Genomic DNA, 14146 nt, shown 5'->3' with positions numbered 1-14146 from the left:
ACTACAAAAGCCCTTAGTGGGCTTTTGTAGGATCTAAAGTAAACAATTTAACTGAGTGGCCACGCCATGAATTCTAATTACCGTAAACACTTACCAGGCACTAACCTGGATTATTTTGATGCAGAAGCTGCATGCAACGCTATTGAACCTGGCTCTTATGCCAAATTGCCTTATACCTCCCGTGTTCATGCCGAAAACTTAGTGCGCCGCTGCGATCCAGCGACTTTAACTGATTCGTTAAAACAGCTGATTTACCGCAAGCAGGATCTGGATTTTCCATGGTTTCCGGCCCGTGTGGTGTGCCACGACATTTTAGGTCAAACCGCTTTAGTGGATTTAGCTGGCCTGCGTGATGCGATAGCCTTGCAAGGCGGCGATCCGGCCAAAGTAAACCCCGTAGTGCCCACTCAGCTGATTGTCGATCACTCGTTGGCTGTCGAGCATGGTGGTTTTGAAAAAGATGCTTTTGAGAAAAACCGCGCTATTGAAGACAGACGCAACGACGACAGATTCCACTTTATTAACTGGACCAAAAAAGCCTTCAAAAATGTCGATGTAATACCCCCGGGTAACGGCATTATGCACCAGATCAATTTAGAGCGGATGTCGCCAGTTATTCACGCTATAGATGGTGTGGCTTTCCCTGATACCTTAGTCGGTACCGACAGCCATACGCCTCATGTCGATGCGCTGGGTGTTATTGCTATTGGGGTAGGCGGCTTAGAAGCGGAAAGCGTGATGTTAGGCCGTGCCTCCTGGATGCGTCTGCCAGATATTATTGGCGTGGAGCTGACCGGCAAAGCACAGCCCGGCATTATGGCAACCGACATTGTGCTGGCTTTGACTGAGTTTTTACGCAAAGAAAAAGTGGTGTCTGCTTATCTGGAGTTTTTTGGTGAAGGCGCAAGCAGCCTAAGTTTAGGCGACCGCGCTACGATCTCCAATATGACGCCGGAATATGGCGCTACTGCCGCTATGTTCTCTATCGATCAGCAAACTCTGGATTATCTAACCCTGACAGGCCGTGAACCAGCGCAAGTCAAATTGGTGGAAACCTACGCCAAAACTGCAGGTTTATGGTCCGACAGTTTAAAAACAGCAGAATACGAGCGTGTGATTCGTTTTGATTTATCCAGTGTCGGCCGCACTATTGCTGGTCCTTCCAATCCTCATGCCCGAGTATCAACCAGCGATTTAGCCGCTAAAGGCATTAGTGGTGTGGTAGAAAACGAGCCTGGCTTAATGCCGGATGGCGCTGTGATTATTGCTGCTATTACCAGCTGCACCAACACCAGTAACCCACGTAACGTCATAGCGGCTGGCTTATTGGCGCGCAACGCCAAGGCCAAAGGTTTAAGCCGTAAACCCTGGGTGAAAAGCTCCTTAGCGCCTGGTTCGAAAACTGTTGAGCTGTATTTAAAAGAAGCCAATTTATTAGGCGACTTAGAGAGCTTAGGTTTTGGCATAGTGGCTTTTGCCTGTACCACTTGTAACGGGATGAGTGGTGCTTTGGATCCAGTCATCCAAAAAGAGCTGATCGAGCGTGATTTATACGCCACAGCTGTATTGTCTGGCAACCGCAACTTTGATGGCCGTATTCATCCTTATGCCAAGCAGGCGTTCTTAGCTTCTCCTGCGCTTGTGGTGGCTTATGCTATAGCCGGTACTATCCGTTTTGATATTGAAAAAGATGTGCTGGGGCTTGATAAAGATGGTAAGGAAATTCGCTTAAAAGACATTTGGCCAAGCGATGCTGAAATTGATGCTGTGGTTGCAAGCAGCGTCAAACCTGAACAGTTCCGCAAAGTTTATGAGCCTATGTTTGCATTGTCGGTTGATTACGGCGAAAAAATCAGCCCGCTGTACGACTGGCGTGCGCAAAGCACTTATATCCGTCGCCCACCGTATTGGGAAGGCGCACTGGCTGGTGAGCGCACTATGAAGGGCATGAAGGCGCTGGCCGTGCTTGGCGATAACATCACCACAGACCATTTATCACCATCCAATGCCATTATGATGGACAGCGCGGCCGGTGAATACCTGCATAAAATGGGGCTGCCGGAAGAAGATTTTAACTCTTATGCTACTCACCGCGGCGATCACTTAACAGCGCAGCGAGCTACTTTTGCCAACCCTAAGCTGATTAACGAAATGGCAGTGGTGGATGGCAAAGTCAAACAAGGATCGTTAACCCGTATTGAGCCTGAAGGTAAAGTCACCCGGATGTGGGAAGCCATTGAAACTTATATGCAGCGTAAGCAACCTTTGATCATTATTGCTGGTGCTGATTATGGTCAGGGTTCCAGCCGGGACTGGGCGGCCAAAGGCGTGCGGTTAGCAGGTGTTGAAGTCATAGTAGCTGAAGGCTTCGAGCGTATTCACCGTACCAACTTAGTGGGTATGGGGGTATTGCCGCTGGAGTTTAAAGCAGGTGTGAACCGTAAAACCTTAGGGTTGGATGGCACAGAAAGTTATGACGTTTTAGGTGAACGTACACCTCGCACAACTCTGACTTTAGTGGTGACGCGCAAAAATGGTGAAGTGCTGCAGGTGCCAGTAACTTGTCGTTTGGATACAGCGGAAGAAGTGTCTATTTATGAAGCTGGTGGCGTGTTACAGCGTTTTGCCAAAGACTTCCTTGAAGCTAAGGTGTAGGGAAAACTATGAGCTATTTGCCACAAATTAAAATACCGGCCACTTATATCCGTGGTGGCACCAGCAAAGGCGTATTTTTCCGTTTGCAGGATTTGCCGGAGGCAGCACAAACTCCGGGAGCGGCGCGTGATGCGCTGCTGCTGCGGGTGATTGGTAGCCCTGATCCGTACGGTAAACAAATTGACGGTATGGGCGGCGCTACGTCCAGTACCAGCAAAACTGTGATTTTAGCCAAAAGCAGCAAAGCCGATCATGATGTGGATTATCTGTTTGGCCAGGTCTCTATCGATAAAGCTTTTGTTGATTGGAGCGGTAACTGCGGCAATTTATCCGCCGCTGTCGGCTCCTTCGCCATCAGCGCAGGTTTAGTCGATGAGCGCCGTATTCCACAAAACGGCAAAGCTACAGTGCGGATTTGGCAGGCTAATATTGGCAAAACCATTATTGCTCATGTACCGATGATCAACGGCGAAGTACAAGAAAGTGGTGACTTTGAACTGGATGGGGTGACCTTTCCTGCCGCTGAAGTGCAACTGGAATTTATCGACCCTGCCGCCGATGAAGACGGCGAGGGCGGTGGCTCTATGTTCCCGACGGGTAACTTAGTGGATGATTTGGACGTGCTAGGCGTAGGTACATTTAAAGCCACACTGATCAACGCCGGTATTCCAACTATTTTTGTTAACGCCAAAGATATTGGGTACACAGGCACAGAGCTGCAGGACGCCATTAATAGCGATGCCAAAGCTTTGGCTATGTTTGAAACTATCCGCGCTTATGGTGCGGTGAAAATGGGCTTAATTACTCATATAGACGAAGCTAAAACCCGTCAGCATACGCCTAAGATAGCTTTTGTCTCGCCAGCAACAGATTATGTTTCGTCCAGTGGTAAAGCCGTGACTACAGCAGATATAGATTTAGTAGTGCGGGCTTTGTCGATGGGCAAATTGCACCATGCCATGATGGGCACTGCTGCTGTGGCTATAGGCACTGCAGCTGCAATTCCGGGCACTTTAGTCAATCAGGCCGCTGGTGGTGTTAAACGCAAAGCCGTACGTTTCGGTCATCCGTCTGGCACTTTAAGGGTTGGGGCTGAAGCGGCATTGGTAGCTGGCGAGTGGAAAGTCACCAAAGCTATCATGAGCCGCAGTGCCAGGGTATTGATGGAAGGTTGGGTGCGGGTGCCTGCTGAGACGTTTTAATCTCACCTAAATACAAAAACTGATAAGCCGTAACCTAAATTCTAAATTTACGGCTTATAAATACCCTGCCTTGTTGAAAAGGCAGGTTATTCTCTGTAGATTGATTATCGAATTTACGATTTTTTAGGGGAGCCTTAGATGAAGAAGTTAGGTTACAGTCTGTTCGCCGCTTTATGTTTAAGTTCTGCAACGCTGTCTTCTGCAGTGAAAGCTGAAACAGTAGACTACCAGTATCTGACCGTTGCCGGTTATCTGAATTTTTACTTGTTAAATCTCAATGCCTGCGAAGACTATCATCCGGAAATTCGCCAGCAGGCTTATGATGCAGAAAAGCAGCTGTATCCATGGCTGACTAAGTTAGAGCAGAAATTAAAAGGCGCAGACGCTGACAATAAAACCTTGTCCGGTGTAGTGCAAAAACGCCGTGAAGCCTTAAACCTGCAAATCAGTGAAGGTGATTTCACGCTGGATCATTGCAAAGCCATAGTTAAGTTATTAACCGGAGATGGTTTAGATCAGACACTGTTAAAGAGTCTGAACTAAAACTCGATATACTCTGGAGTCTGTTGTCTGAGAAGCCACTTGTCTCTATAAGAGCTGGTGGCATTTTTATTGGTGTATCTGATGGCTATAACCGTTTTATCCGCTGCTGATGTGCCTCAACTTATGCAGGTGCAGCAGAATTGTTACAGCCAGGAACTGGTTGAATCTGCGACTGTGATGGCTGAGCGGATTTCAGTGTTTCATCAAACCTGCTGGGGTTATTTTGTTGACCAGCAAATGGCAGGGTACCTGCTGGCTTATCCTTCGGTGCTTGGCAGTATCACGCCTTTAGCTGCGGCTTTTCCTTTGTATCAAAACACCAACTGTTTGTATCTGCATGATATGGCGATTTCCAGTGAGTTTCGCGGCCAGTCCTTGGCTCCGAAGTTACTGGCTCATGCCAGAGCTGAAGCCAAAGGCATGGGCTTGCAGGCGATGGCTTTGGTTGCTGTGCAGGGTGCTGAAAGCTACTGGGCAAAACAAGGTTTTGTCAAAGTCGTGAATTTAAGTGCGGATCAGCAGGCTATTCTGAAGACTTATTTACCTGAGATAGCCAGTTATATGCTCTGCTCTTTATAAAACCGACTCGTGAAACTCGACTCGTTGAACCCTGACCTCGCAGCCCGGCCCATCCGGACTGCAGCCGTAAATACCAATGCAAATCTCGTCTTTATCTCTGATATGGCTGATATCCAATACTCTCAGTTGCTGCCATTCTTCGCCCAGTAAGGCGAAGATCACAGCGTCCTGCTGTGAAATTTCAACTTTTAAGGTCCAGTTTGTCGCTGGTTTGATGCTTTGGCTGGCCCAGTCTGATTTTCCGTTTTGTGTATTCACTGAGCCCAGCGCTGCCTGGTCTTTTGATAGCCATTCCGCTGAGATTTTTAACCAATTATGGGCATCTTTTCTCAGCATAATACCAGCCTGATCGAACTTGCTATTGGCGTTTACTTGTACTTCAACAAGCAGAGATAACTGCTCAGCAGTACTTTGCCAATAATAGAAATGGCCATTGTCGCGGTAAAAGTGATAATGCGTATGTTGCCAAAAGTCTGTGTGGGCTGCTGTGGTAAATCGTAGCAGTGGCCCGTCCGAATACTGCTTGGGCGGGTTGAACCATTGAGAAGAGTTTGCCATTTTATCTCCTTTGACTAGCAAAGCCGGGTCACAGGCCCGGCTTTTGTTGTTTTGACGCTAGGGTTTTATCTGAGTTAATAATTCAGGTTTTTCATAATTAAAGTTAATCCAGGGATTGGTGCCCAGCGTTTCTGCACCTTGTACAGCGGGCTCCTCATAACGCATCACGAAATGTTCTGGCCCATGCGCATATGCCACAACCAGGCCATAAGGCGCGTCGAAGAAACCGCCATGAGGTACTAAACCCGGATAGCTGATACGCCAGGCGTCACCATCCGCTGGTACATAACCTAAGGTCAGTTTAGCCGTAGTATTGTCAGGTAATACAAAAAACCAGGTCCAGGCGCCACCCGACACTATGGTCATCACTTCATCGATGCCTACCCCATTGTCGGCACTGTTGACATGTAGCTTACCAAACTTTTTCTGCAGATAATGCACCAGTTCCGGTGCCATCGCCTTCATATCGTAGACCTTAGGGTAAGGCGCCACACCTTTTTCTGAGGTGGATAAAAAACCACCTCGTGGAGCTGCAGCCTCGCGGCCCGCTAATTTGATCTGTTCCAGCAGATCACCTCTGTGCAACGCAAAGTGCGCAATCAACTGCTCGCTCTCTTGTTTAGTTAGCGCCCGCTGTTTTGCCTGAGCTATTACAGCTTTTGCCTGTTGTGGTATTGCCACAGTACTGACTCTGACACCAATAGACCTCAATACCTGATTGACCTGCTCCAGGCCTTGAGTTGCCGGTCTGCCATCGCTGTAGGACAAGGTTAATTGTCGGCTGTCAGAGTGAGTTTGTGCTGTGCTTTGAGTCCATGGCAAGCTGGAGAGTAAAGCCACTGCCATTAGTTTGTGCCAAAGGTTCATTCGGAGATCTCCTGATCCAGAAAAATAGAAAACTGCTGTGTTCTGAGTCAGTGTAATTTCTACTAAATTCAATATAAATAGCGGTTTGGTGGATGAATTGTTTACTTATGGTGAACTATGAATGGGTTCTCAGAGCCTGGCTGTTATCCCATACCGAGTGGCTCGCTGAGATTTAGCCTCATATTTGACTATAGTGCAGTAGCATAAAATCGATAAAAGCTCTGACTTTTTGAGATTGCTCTTTGTGATAAGGATAAATGATGTACAGCGAATGCTGTTCTGTCTGCCAATCCGGCAACACCTGTTGCAGCTCACCTTGAGCGAGCGCCTGTTTGACAAAATACTCCGGTAATAATGCTATGCCATGGCCCAGTTTTGCCGTTTGTGCCAAGGCCAAACCGTTATTGACGGTATAACGACTGACTGGTAACTCAACATCTTGTTGTTGCAGTTGTTTTTTAAAACTCCAGCGTCGAGCTGACGAGGATAAACTATAAACCAGACACTGATGTTGGCTCAGATCGGCAGGACTGTGCAAAGGCGGGGATCGTCTCAGATAATCTGCAGAGGCACAAAGCACTCGTTTTATATCGGTCAGTTTACGTGAGCGCAAACTGGAATCCGCCAGTGTCGCACCTCCCCGAACGGCAATATCCACACCTTGCTCCATCAGGTCGATATAGTGATCCGTCATCAACAGCTCTATCGCAAGAGCAGGGTGTTGTTGCATAAATGCACAAATTAGCGGATTGATTTCGACAAGACCTAATGACATAGGTACGCTGATTTTTAAACTACCTTTCAGTGAGTCAGTGGACTCGAGCACAGACAGATCGGCCTGTGCCAGACTGTCCAACACCTGACAGATCTGCTGGTAATAGGATTTGCCCTGATCTGTCACATGCAGTTTTCTAGTAGTTCTTTGGATCAACGGACTTTGCAGGTAGTCTTCCAGCTCATAGATATTTTTACTGACAGCAGCTTTGGATAAATTCAAATCATCGGCTGCCGCTTTAAAACTACCGAGTTCAACCACCCGGCGGAACACAGTCAAAGCTCTAAGTTTATCCATAGATCGCCACCTTACTAGATTTTTTCCAGCAGGTAATTGCCGGATTTTAAGTCGTCCGCCAGCTCTTTTGAGCGTTCCAGAACTATGGCCCAATACCTAAGACGCTGAGTATCTTTGAGTTTATCGAAATCTTTACGGTCCGGAATTTTGCCATAGGGCAAAGACTTCACCCAGGAGCTGGACGGGCATAGCAGGATCATTTTGTCCATCTGCGCTGCTTTGGCACGACGCCAGGGCAGGGATTTATCAAACCAGCCGGGGATCAGGTACGGATAAAAGTGTGGATATAAAATCAAACCTTCCTGCTGATAAGGCAGCGGCAGATGATAGTCCAGCAAACCACCGTCCATGTATAAACCTGCAGGTAAGCCTGCCGGATCTTTGACGGGGTGCATCACCATAGGAATAGAACCTGAAGCCAGTAAACTCGCTTTAAAGTTATCCAGAGTCAGCGGATAAGCCTCATGGGGTACTCGCTGCAGTAAAGTTGGGTTACTGTGGTTTTGCATCACCACTCTTTTATAAAATTTTTGCAGCAAGGCAGGTTTGAGCAGGTTAGCGCCAGCCGCCAGCATTAAACGTCGCAGTTGCGCAGCCTTGCGTTCTGATTTTCGGACTTTTACTTCGCGGGCTGCAATAAAATTCAGTTGCAGCACAGGGTTATTTAATACCTGCACAATAGCATCATCACTCGGAAACACCTGATCCAGCACTGAAGCTGAAGTGGCCGTAATTTCATCAATACTGGCGTTAGCTGAAAAACATAAGCTACTGTAGGCTTTAGCAAAACGTTCTGTGGCAGCAGCAGGGTTTTGCTGTGTGACACAGGCAAAACGCCAGGCGCCAGCCGAACTGCCGACTAAAGATAAAGCTGAGGTTCTGTCCTTAAAAAATTCACCGAATAGATACTGGTCCAAACCAAATAAGCAAAACCATTTAGGGCCACCGCTGGCTCCCACTACCAAATCAATGTCTTGCTGACGTAAACCATATTGCTGTACATGCTCAAAAGCTGTGGCTCCTGCCAGTACTCTTAGTGTCGACTGTGTCACCCGGTTTTTTCCCTCGCATATACCCTTCGTACTTGAAGCCGGAGCTTTGTTGACTGCGAGCTCAAGCCCCAGTCACATAGGTTAACTATGCTCCTGGGGTCTCACGCTCTTGTCGCCTTCCTTCAACTCCAATTACTTTGGATATAGAACTATATAAAATAAAACTTACAAAGATGCAGCGAATAATTGCTGATGCATACGCAGTGCATACTCGTCTGTCATGCCAGATACATAATCACAAATAATGCGCATCTGCGCCTGATCGTTGTCTGCGCTCAGCCAGCGATTTTTTGTATTGGCTGGTAATAAACGTTGTGCTTCTGAACTAAAGGCTTCAAACAAGGAACGGACAATTTGCTGGCCTTTGTATTCGCCTCTTTGCACCTCCGGCGATAAGATCACCGCCTCATAGACGAAGTTCTTCAGCAGTTGCAACAACTGTTGCTGCGGCTCTGGCAGCCGGGCATTGTATCGGATCAATGGGTCTTGAGTGTTCGGCAGCGACTGATACAACTCAATACTGGTGATCAGCAAGTTTACTAGCGCACCAATGGCATCTTTACGAATATGATGTTCGGGTATAAATAATTTTTGGCTGATATGTTTTAACGCGCTGGCAATATCAGCAGGTAGTTTTGCCATTTCAGGCTCGGCCAGACGACGCCAGTGCTCCAGAGTTACAGTGCCTGTCACTATTGCATCTTCCAAATCATGCACACCATAGGCGATATCATCGGCCAGCTCCATAATGGAGGCATCCAAAGATTTATGCAGAGACTTTAAGAAAGGCGCTTTATCCAGTGTTTCGGTGCGCTGAAAAGCTTCACGATCAGCTGTTGATAATGGGCTTAAGATCCAGTCGAGCAAATCACTGTCTGCTGCATAAATAGCTTTGCAGGGTTTAACGGTCAGGCCTTGTTCAACGTGGGCAGGAGCTGGTTGTACTATCGGATACTTTAATAAACCCAACAAAGTACGGCGGCTTAAATTCATACCGCCACTGGCGGTGTAAGGTTCCAGTTTGCCGACAATACGTAAGGTCTGGCCGTTGCCCTCAAAACCTCCAAATTTCTGCATGCAGGCGTTTAGCGCCTTTTCACCGCCGTGGCCAAAAGGAGGGTGACCTAAATCATGCGCCAGACACAAGGCCTCCATCAGGCTGTCTTGCGCCAGTAAGGCACGAAGTAGTGGGTCTTCTTGCTGATAACTTAACTGAGCCACTAACGCTGTGCCTATTTGAGCCGCCTCTAAAGAGTGAGTCAGACGAGTGCGGTAGAAGTCATTCTGGCCTATGCCCATGATTTGAGTTTTCGCCTGCAAGCGGCGAAAAGCAGCAGAGTGCAGAATTCTGGCTCTGTCTCTTTGCCAGGGGGAGCGGTGATCGTTTGGTCTTTGACTCTGTTCGGCAAGACGGCGTTCGGCCCACAGATGCTGCATACAAAATCCTTCTGACACTAGCCTGAAATTTTTACTTTAAATCATTACTTTATGCTACGGCAAAAGCAGGAAAGAGGCGATGCGTATTTTTATAAAAAATACTGGACAAATAAACAGTGGTTGCTATATAAATGTTCAGTATCAAACGCAGGAGGATTTATGGCCGTTATTATTAAATACATTGTTGAGCGCGCTGGAGTAGAAAAAATGATCTTTAGTTCAAAGCCCGAAGCAGACGCCTATGACAGGATGCTGGATATTGCTGATGAACTTTTTGTAATGTTGGGGCAAAGTGAGTTAATCCCTGATGAGCAACAACGTGAAGATCTGGCGCTGTATTTAGCTCAGCAAAAAGAGCTGGTGATCCAAACGCTGAATCAGAAAACCAAACACACTAAAGCATCAGTTGCAGACAAAGATCAGGCCAAAGACAAGGGTAAAGAGCAGGGTACGACAGATGCTGCTAAAACGGCCGTTGTACTAACCGAAGTGACACAAGCAGCAGATGAACTGGCAGCTTAAGTTTTCAGCAGTTGCTTAAGTTTTTCACTCGCTTGTCCCTTTAGTTTTTATTAGAACAGCTAATTAAATAAATCTCTTTGAAAAGGCATAACTATAAATGATTTATGCCTTTTTTGTTGGGGTTGAATAATTGAAAGTGCATAATCAACTGCTTTTACAGCATTTTTATTGGTTTTGTGTATTGTGGGTGAATAGTGAATATGAAAGTAAGCTGAATTAGTTATGATGAGGTTGGTGTTTTTGCATTAGAAAAACTAATGACCAGGCTATAAATTATCTCGTTAGTGGGTTGGTTAAATTTGCAGCATAATAACCACGTTTTCGGATGAACACTTTCTCAGACTTAACGAGGTTGAACATGAACAGTATCAATACAACAGTAGAAAAATCTAACGTGAGCACGACAGAGCGCAGCGTATCTTCTCTGCTGCTGGTGCGTCGGATCAATCAGTTTTTAGCTCAGATAGGTCGCGCGTTGAACTTGAGCGGCGCTGTTTATACGAAATAATAGTTTGAAACTGGGGCAGGCGATGCTGAGCCTGTTACAGAAGAGCTTTTATTGCTGAGTTCTTGTTGTTGATAAACGTAACCCCTTTAACGCGCTTAGATTGCTGCTAAGCGCGTTTTTTTTATGCTGTAACCACCACTTTGGCTCTGTATCATTTTTGTTGCTCATTGGTACCTCTCAACATTCTATCCTCGGTTCTGTCGTAATTTATTTGTCATCGCTGGCTCTTAAGCTACTTTTATGGGAACTCTATTCTTAATTCTTACTCTGTAGTATCTGAAATACAGATTTAAGGCATTGAATTTTTTCATTAAAGCTTAAGGTTTGGATCAGGTAGACTGCTGTTGAGTACCACAGTCTGTGATGACAGAGCACATCAATATAAGCTGACACATGCTCTGAATTCAGGTGTCAGAACAGAGACGATATTGACTGATAACATGCGAGGATGTGCAGGTTCCGATTGCAGAGTTATCGCCATTCGAAGGGAGTAATCCCTCATAACAGCAACAATTGGAGTTACAGATGGATAACAATACCAAGGGCAAATGCCCTGTGATGCACGGCGCTTTGACCAAGTCGGCTGCCGGCGGCACTTCGAATCGCGACTGGTGGCCGAATCAGTTAAATTTAAATATTTTACATCAACATTCTTCTTTGTCTGATCCTATGGATCAGCCTTTTAACTACGCTGAAGCTTTTCAAAAACTTGACCTGGCCCAGGTGAAAAAAGATCTGTATGCCCTGATGACCGATTCACAGGACTGGTGGCCGGCGGATTATGGTCACTATGGCCCGTTATTTATTCGTATGGCCTGGCACAGTGCCGGTACTTACCGCACCAGCGACGGCCGGGGTGGTGCGTCCACAGGTTCACAACGTTTTGCACCGCTCAATAGCTGGCCGGATAACGGCAACCTGGATAAAGCCCGCCGTTTATTATGGCCAATCAAGCAAAAATACGGCAATCAATTGTCCTGGGCCGATTTAATGATACTGGCCGGTAACTGCGCACTGGAATCGATGGGCTTTAAAACCTTCGGTTTTGCAGGCGGCCGTGAGGATATCTGGGCTCCGGAAGAGGATATTTACTGGGGTGTTGAGACCGAGTGGCTGGGCGATAAACGCTACTCTGGCGATCGTGAATTAGAAAATCCGCTCGCGGCAGTGCAAATGGGCCTGATTTACGTCAACCCTGAAGGTCCGAATGGTAATCCTGATCCAGTCGCTTCCGGACGCGATATTCGCGAAACCTTTGCCCGTATGGCGATGAATGATGAAGAAACTGTCGCGTTAGTGGCGGGTGGCCATACCTTTGGTAAGTGCCATGGGGCCGGCGATGCGGCCTTGGTAGGCCCTGAACCTGAAGCTGCACCACTGGAAGAGATGGGGCTGGGTTGGAAAAACGCCTTTGGGACTGGTAAAGGTGTACATACCACAACCAGCGGTATTGAAGGCGCCTGGACTCCAACACCAACCCAATGGGACAACAGCTATTTTGATACCTTATTTGCCTATGACTGGAAACTGGTAAAAAGCCCGGCAGGCGCTCATCAGTGGATCCCAACAGACGAATCAGCAGCCACAGCAGTGCCTGACGCTCATGATCCTTCAGTTCGTCACGCCCCCATGATGACTACCGCGGATTTAGCGTTGAAAATGGACCCGATTTACGAGCCTATTTCACGACGTTTTCATCAGAATCCGCAGGAATTTGCCGATGTGTTTGCCCGGGCCTGGTTCAAATTAACGCACCGTGATATGGGGCCTGTGGCACGTTATTTAGGACCTGAGGTACCGTCGGAAGAGTTAATTTGGCAAGATCCGGTACCAGCGGTCAAACATGAACTGATCAATACTCAGGATATCGCTGCACTGAAAAGTAATATTCTCTCGTCCGGTTTATCTATTTCAGAGCTGGTTTCAGTCGCCTGGGCTTCAGCTTCTACCTTCCGTGGCTCAGATAAACGCGGTGGTGCCAACGGCGCCCGTATTCGTCTGGCACCACAAAAAGATTGGACCGTCAACCAGCCTGCGCAATTAAGCAAAGTACTCTCTGTGCTTGAACAAACTCAAGCCAGTTTCAATCAGCAGTCAGCAAGCCGTAAGGTGTCTCTGGCTGATTTAATTGTACTGGCAGGTTCTGCAGCTATTGAACAGGCCGCAAAAAATGCCGGTGTTGCTATTGAGGTGCCTTTTAGTCCGGGCCGCACTGATGCGACGCAAGAGCAAACTGATGTGGAGTCTTTTGCTGTGCTGGAGCCGGTCGCTGATGGTTTCCGTAACTATGTCAAAGGCCGCTACTCAGTCAAAGCTGAAGAGCTGTTGCTGGATAAAGCTCAGTTACTGACCTTAACTGCGCCACAAATGACAGCTCTGCTCGGTGGTCTGCGGGTGTTAAATATCAATGCAGACAAATCGGCGCATGGGGTTTTCACTAAGCAGGCTGATACATTAAGCACCGACTTTTTTGTCAATCTGTTGGATATGAACACAGTCTGGACTCCGGTCTCTGCAGAAGCCGAAGTGTTTGAAGGCAAAGACCGCAAAACGGGCGCGTTGAAGTGGACCGCCAGCCGGGTTGATCTGGTGTTTGGCTCCAACTCTCAGTTGCGCGCTTTGGCTGAAGTTTATGCCCAGCATGATAACAAGCAGAAGTTTGTCCGCGACTTTGTCACTGCCTGGAATAAAGTGATGAACGCTGACCGTTTTGACTTAAAGTAAAACCAGTCTTTTGGTACTGAGTGAAACAAAGGCAGCTGCTTGTAAACAGCTGCCTTTTTACGTTTTATCAAGGTGGTTTTTAGATAAACTTGTTGAAACTAAATGATTTTACCCTTAGTTTTGAGCCTGCAGAAAAATGGCCTGACGTAGGAAACTATGGACACTTTATTTATTGACGCGAAAAGCGTTACACCTCACAACCTGCGTATTTACGAAGAACTGATTGATATTGAATTGCCGCGAAGCTCAACAGAAACGGTTTTCCCTCAAAAGTCGAATACCTTAAGTTATGCCTTTGAAAAAGATGGGGTATCGCTTGGGTACTACAAAATTCTGTCTGTAAAGCTGTCTGCAACTGACGATTTTGCGGTTTTTACCTTACATAAACAGTAGATATCTGTATTACTGCATTAGCTAACGTTGGGTT

12 protein-coding genes are annotated in these 14146 nt (G+C 47.0%); 7 read left to right on the top strand and 5 right to left on the bottom strand.

The genetic code is table 11. The annotated features are described in order from the left end of the window. Window positions 1-66 precede the first annotated feature (66 nt). From acnD to IEW88_RS12715, 4 genes are all read left to right on the top strand, one after another. A complete protein-coding gene (gene acnD, locus IEW88_RS12730; protein ID WP_147904283.1) occupies window positions 67-2655 on the top strand; it encodes a Fe/S-dependent 2-methylisocitrate dehydratase AcnD in 2589 nt (862 codons plus the stop codon). A gap of 8 nt (window positions 2656-2663) precedes the next feature. Continuing rightward, window positions 2664-3857, top strand: coding sequence for a 2-methylaconitate cis-trans isomerase PrpF (gene prpF / locus IEW88_RS12725; RefSeq protein WP_147904282.1), 1194 nt, complete (start codon window positions 2664-2666; stop codon window positions 3855-3857). 138 nt (window positions 3858-3995) lie between these two features. After that, window positions 3996-4400: a hypothetical protein gene (locus IEW88_RS12720; RefSeq protein WP_053422810.1), complete on the top strand. Its 405-nt coding sequence runs from the start codon at window positions 3996-3998 to the stop codon at window positions 4398-4400. Window positions 4401-4481: 81 nt separating this feature from the next. After that, on the top strand, window positions 4482-4979 hold the full coding sequence (locus IEW88_RS12715) for a GNAT family N-acetyltransferase (protein WP_147904281.1): 498 nt from the start codon (window positions 4482-4484) through the stop codon (window positions 4977-4979). On the opposite strand, the gene IEW88_RS12710 is transcribed toward IEW88_RS12715, so the two are convergent. The 5 genes from IEW88_RS12710 to IEW88_RS12690 form a co-directional block, all read right to left on the bottom strand. Further along, the gene (locus IEW88_RS12710) at window positions 4974-5537 is read right to left on the bottom strand and encodes a DUF1349 domain-containing protein (RefSeq protein WP_147904280.1); all 564 of its coding nucleotides are present in this window, start codon (window positions 5535-5537) and stop codon (window positions 4974-4976) included. The two genes, IEW88_RS12715 and IEW88_RS12710, sit on opposite strands and share 6 nt — an antisense overlap. A gap of 57 nt (window positions 5538-5594) precedes the next feature. Then, window positions 5595-6404 (bottom strand): hypothetical protein, encoded by an 810-nt coding sequence (locus tag IEW88_RS12705; RefSeq protein ID WP_147904279.1) that lies wholly within the window; start codon window positions 6402-6404, stop codon window positions 5595-5597. Window positions 6405-6582: 178 nt separating this feature from the next. Beyond that, window positions 6583-7476 carry a LysR family transcriptional regulator gene (locus tag IEW88_RS12700; RefSeq protein ID WP_147904278.1) on the bottom strand — a complete coding sequence of 298 codons (894 nt, stop codon included), beginning with the start codon at window positions 7474-7476 and terminating at the stop codon, window positions 6583-6585. Window positions 7477-7490: 14 nt separating this feature from the next. Beyond that, the gene (locus IEW88_RS12695) at window positions 7491-8528 is read right to left on the bottom strand and encodes a patatin-like phospholipase family protein (RefSeq protein WP_147904277.1); all 1038 of its coding nucleotides are present in this window, start codon (window positions 8526-8528) and stop codon (window positions 7491-7493) included. A 165-nt stretch (window positions 8529-8693) separates the two neighbouring features. Then, the gene (locus tag IEW88_RS12690) at window positions 8694-9965 is read right to left on the bottom strand and encodes an anti-phage deoxyguanosine triphosphatase (RefSeq protein ID WP_147904276.1); all 1272 of its coding nucleotides are present in this window, start codon (window positions 9963-9965) and stop codon (window positions 8694-8696) included. 159 nt (window positions 9966-10124) lie between these two features. Between IEW88_RS12690 and IEW88_RS12685 the strand changes: the two genes are divergently transcribed. The 3 genes from IEW88_RS12685 (at window position 10125) to IEW88_RS12675 (ending at window position 14112) form a co-directional block, all read left to right on the top strand. Then, a complete protein-coding gene (locus IEW88_RS12685) occupies window positions 10125-10487 on the top strand; it encodes a YebG family protein (RefSeq protein ID WP_147904275.1) in 363 nt (120 codons plus the stop codon). 1033 nt (window positions 10488-11520) lie between these two features. Then, complete coding sequence (gene katG / locus IEW88_RS12680; protein WP_147904274.1) at window positions 11521-13719, top strand: catalase/peroxidase HPI; 2199 nt, start codon at window positions 11521-11523, stop codon at window positions 13717-13719. Window positions 13720-13875: 156 nt separating this feature from the next. Further along, window positions 13876-14112 carry a hypothetical protein gene (locus tag IEW88_RS12675; RefSeq protein WP_147904273.1) on the top strand — a complete coding sequence of 79 codons (237 nt, stop codon included), beginning with the start codon at window positions 13876-13878 and terminating at the stop codon, window positions 14110-14112. Window positions 14113-14146 lie beyond the last annotated feature (34 nt).

It is taken from the genome of Rheinheimera tangshanensis (assembly GCF_014645135.1).
In the GTDB taxonomy this organism is placed as follows: Bacteria; Pseudomonadota; Gammaproteobacteria; order Enterobacterales; family Alteromonadaceae; genus Pararheinheimera; species Pararheinheimera tangshanensis.
Note: the sequence above shows the minus strand (reverse complement) of the source record. Positions and strands in the feature narration are given on the sequence as shown.

What these genes read in the sequence shown, in the direction of transcription:
- IEW88_RS12685 (WP_147904275.1), top strand. Translation starts at nt 10,125, where the DNA reads ATGGCCGTTATTATTAAATACATTGTTGAGCGCGCTGGAGTAGAAAAA.
- prpF (WP_147904282.1), top strand. Translation starts at nt 2,664, where the DNA reads ATGAGCTATTTGCCACAAATTAAAATACCGGCCACTTATATCCGTGGT.
- IEW88_RS12720 (WP_053422810.1), top strand. Translation starts at nt 3,996, where the DNA reads ATGAAGAAGTTAGGTTACAGTCTGTTCGCCGCTTTATGTTTAAGTTCT.
- acnD (WP_147904283.1), top strand. Translation starts at nt 67, where the DNA reads ATGAATTCTAATTACCGTAAACACTTACCAGGCACTAACCTGGATTAT.
- IEW88_RS12700 (WP_147904278.1), bottom strand. Translation starts at nt 7,476, where the DNA reads ATGGATAAACTTAGAGCTTTGACTGTGTTCCGCCGGGTGGTTGAACTC.
- IEW88_RS12705 (WP_147904279.1), bottom strand. Translation starts at nt 6,404, where the DNA reads ATGAACCTTTGGCACAAACTAATGGCAGTGGCTTTACTCTCCAGCTTG.
- katG (WP_147904274.1), top strand. Translation starts at nt 11,521, where the DNA reads ATGGATAACAATACCAAGGGCAAATGCCCTGTGATGCACGGCGCTTTG.
- IEW88_RS12690 (WP_147904276.1), bottom strand. Translation starts at nt 9,965, where the DNA reads ATGCAGCATCTGTGGGCCGAACGCCGTCTTGCCGAACAGAGTCAAAGA.
- IEW88_RS12715 (WP_147904281.1), top strand. Translation starts at nt 4,482, where the DNA reads ATGGCTATAACCGTTTTATCCGCTGCTGATGTGCCTCAACTTATGCAG.
- IEW88_RS12675 (WP_147904273.1), top strand. Translation starts at nt 13,876, where the DNA reads ATGGACACTTTATTTATTGACGCGAAAAGCGTTACACCTCACAACCTG.
- IEW88_RS12710 (WP_147904280.1), bottom strand. Translation starts at nt 5,537, where the DNA reads ATGGCAAACTCTTCTCAATGGTTCAACCCGCCCAAGCAGTATTCGGAC.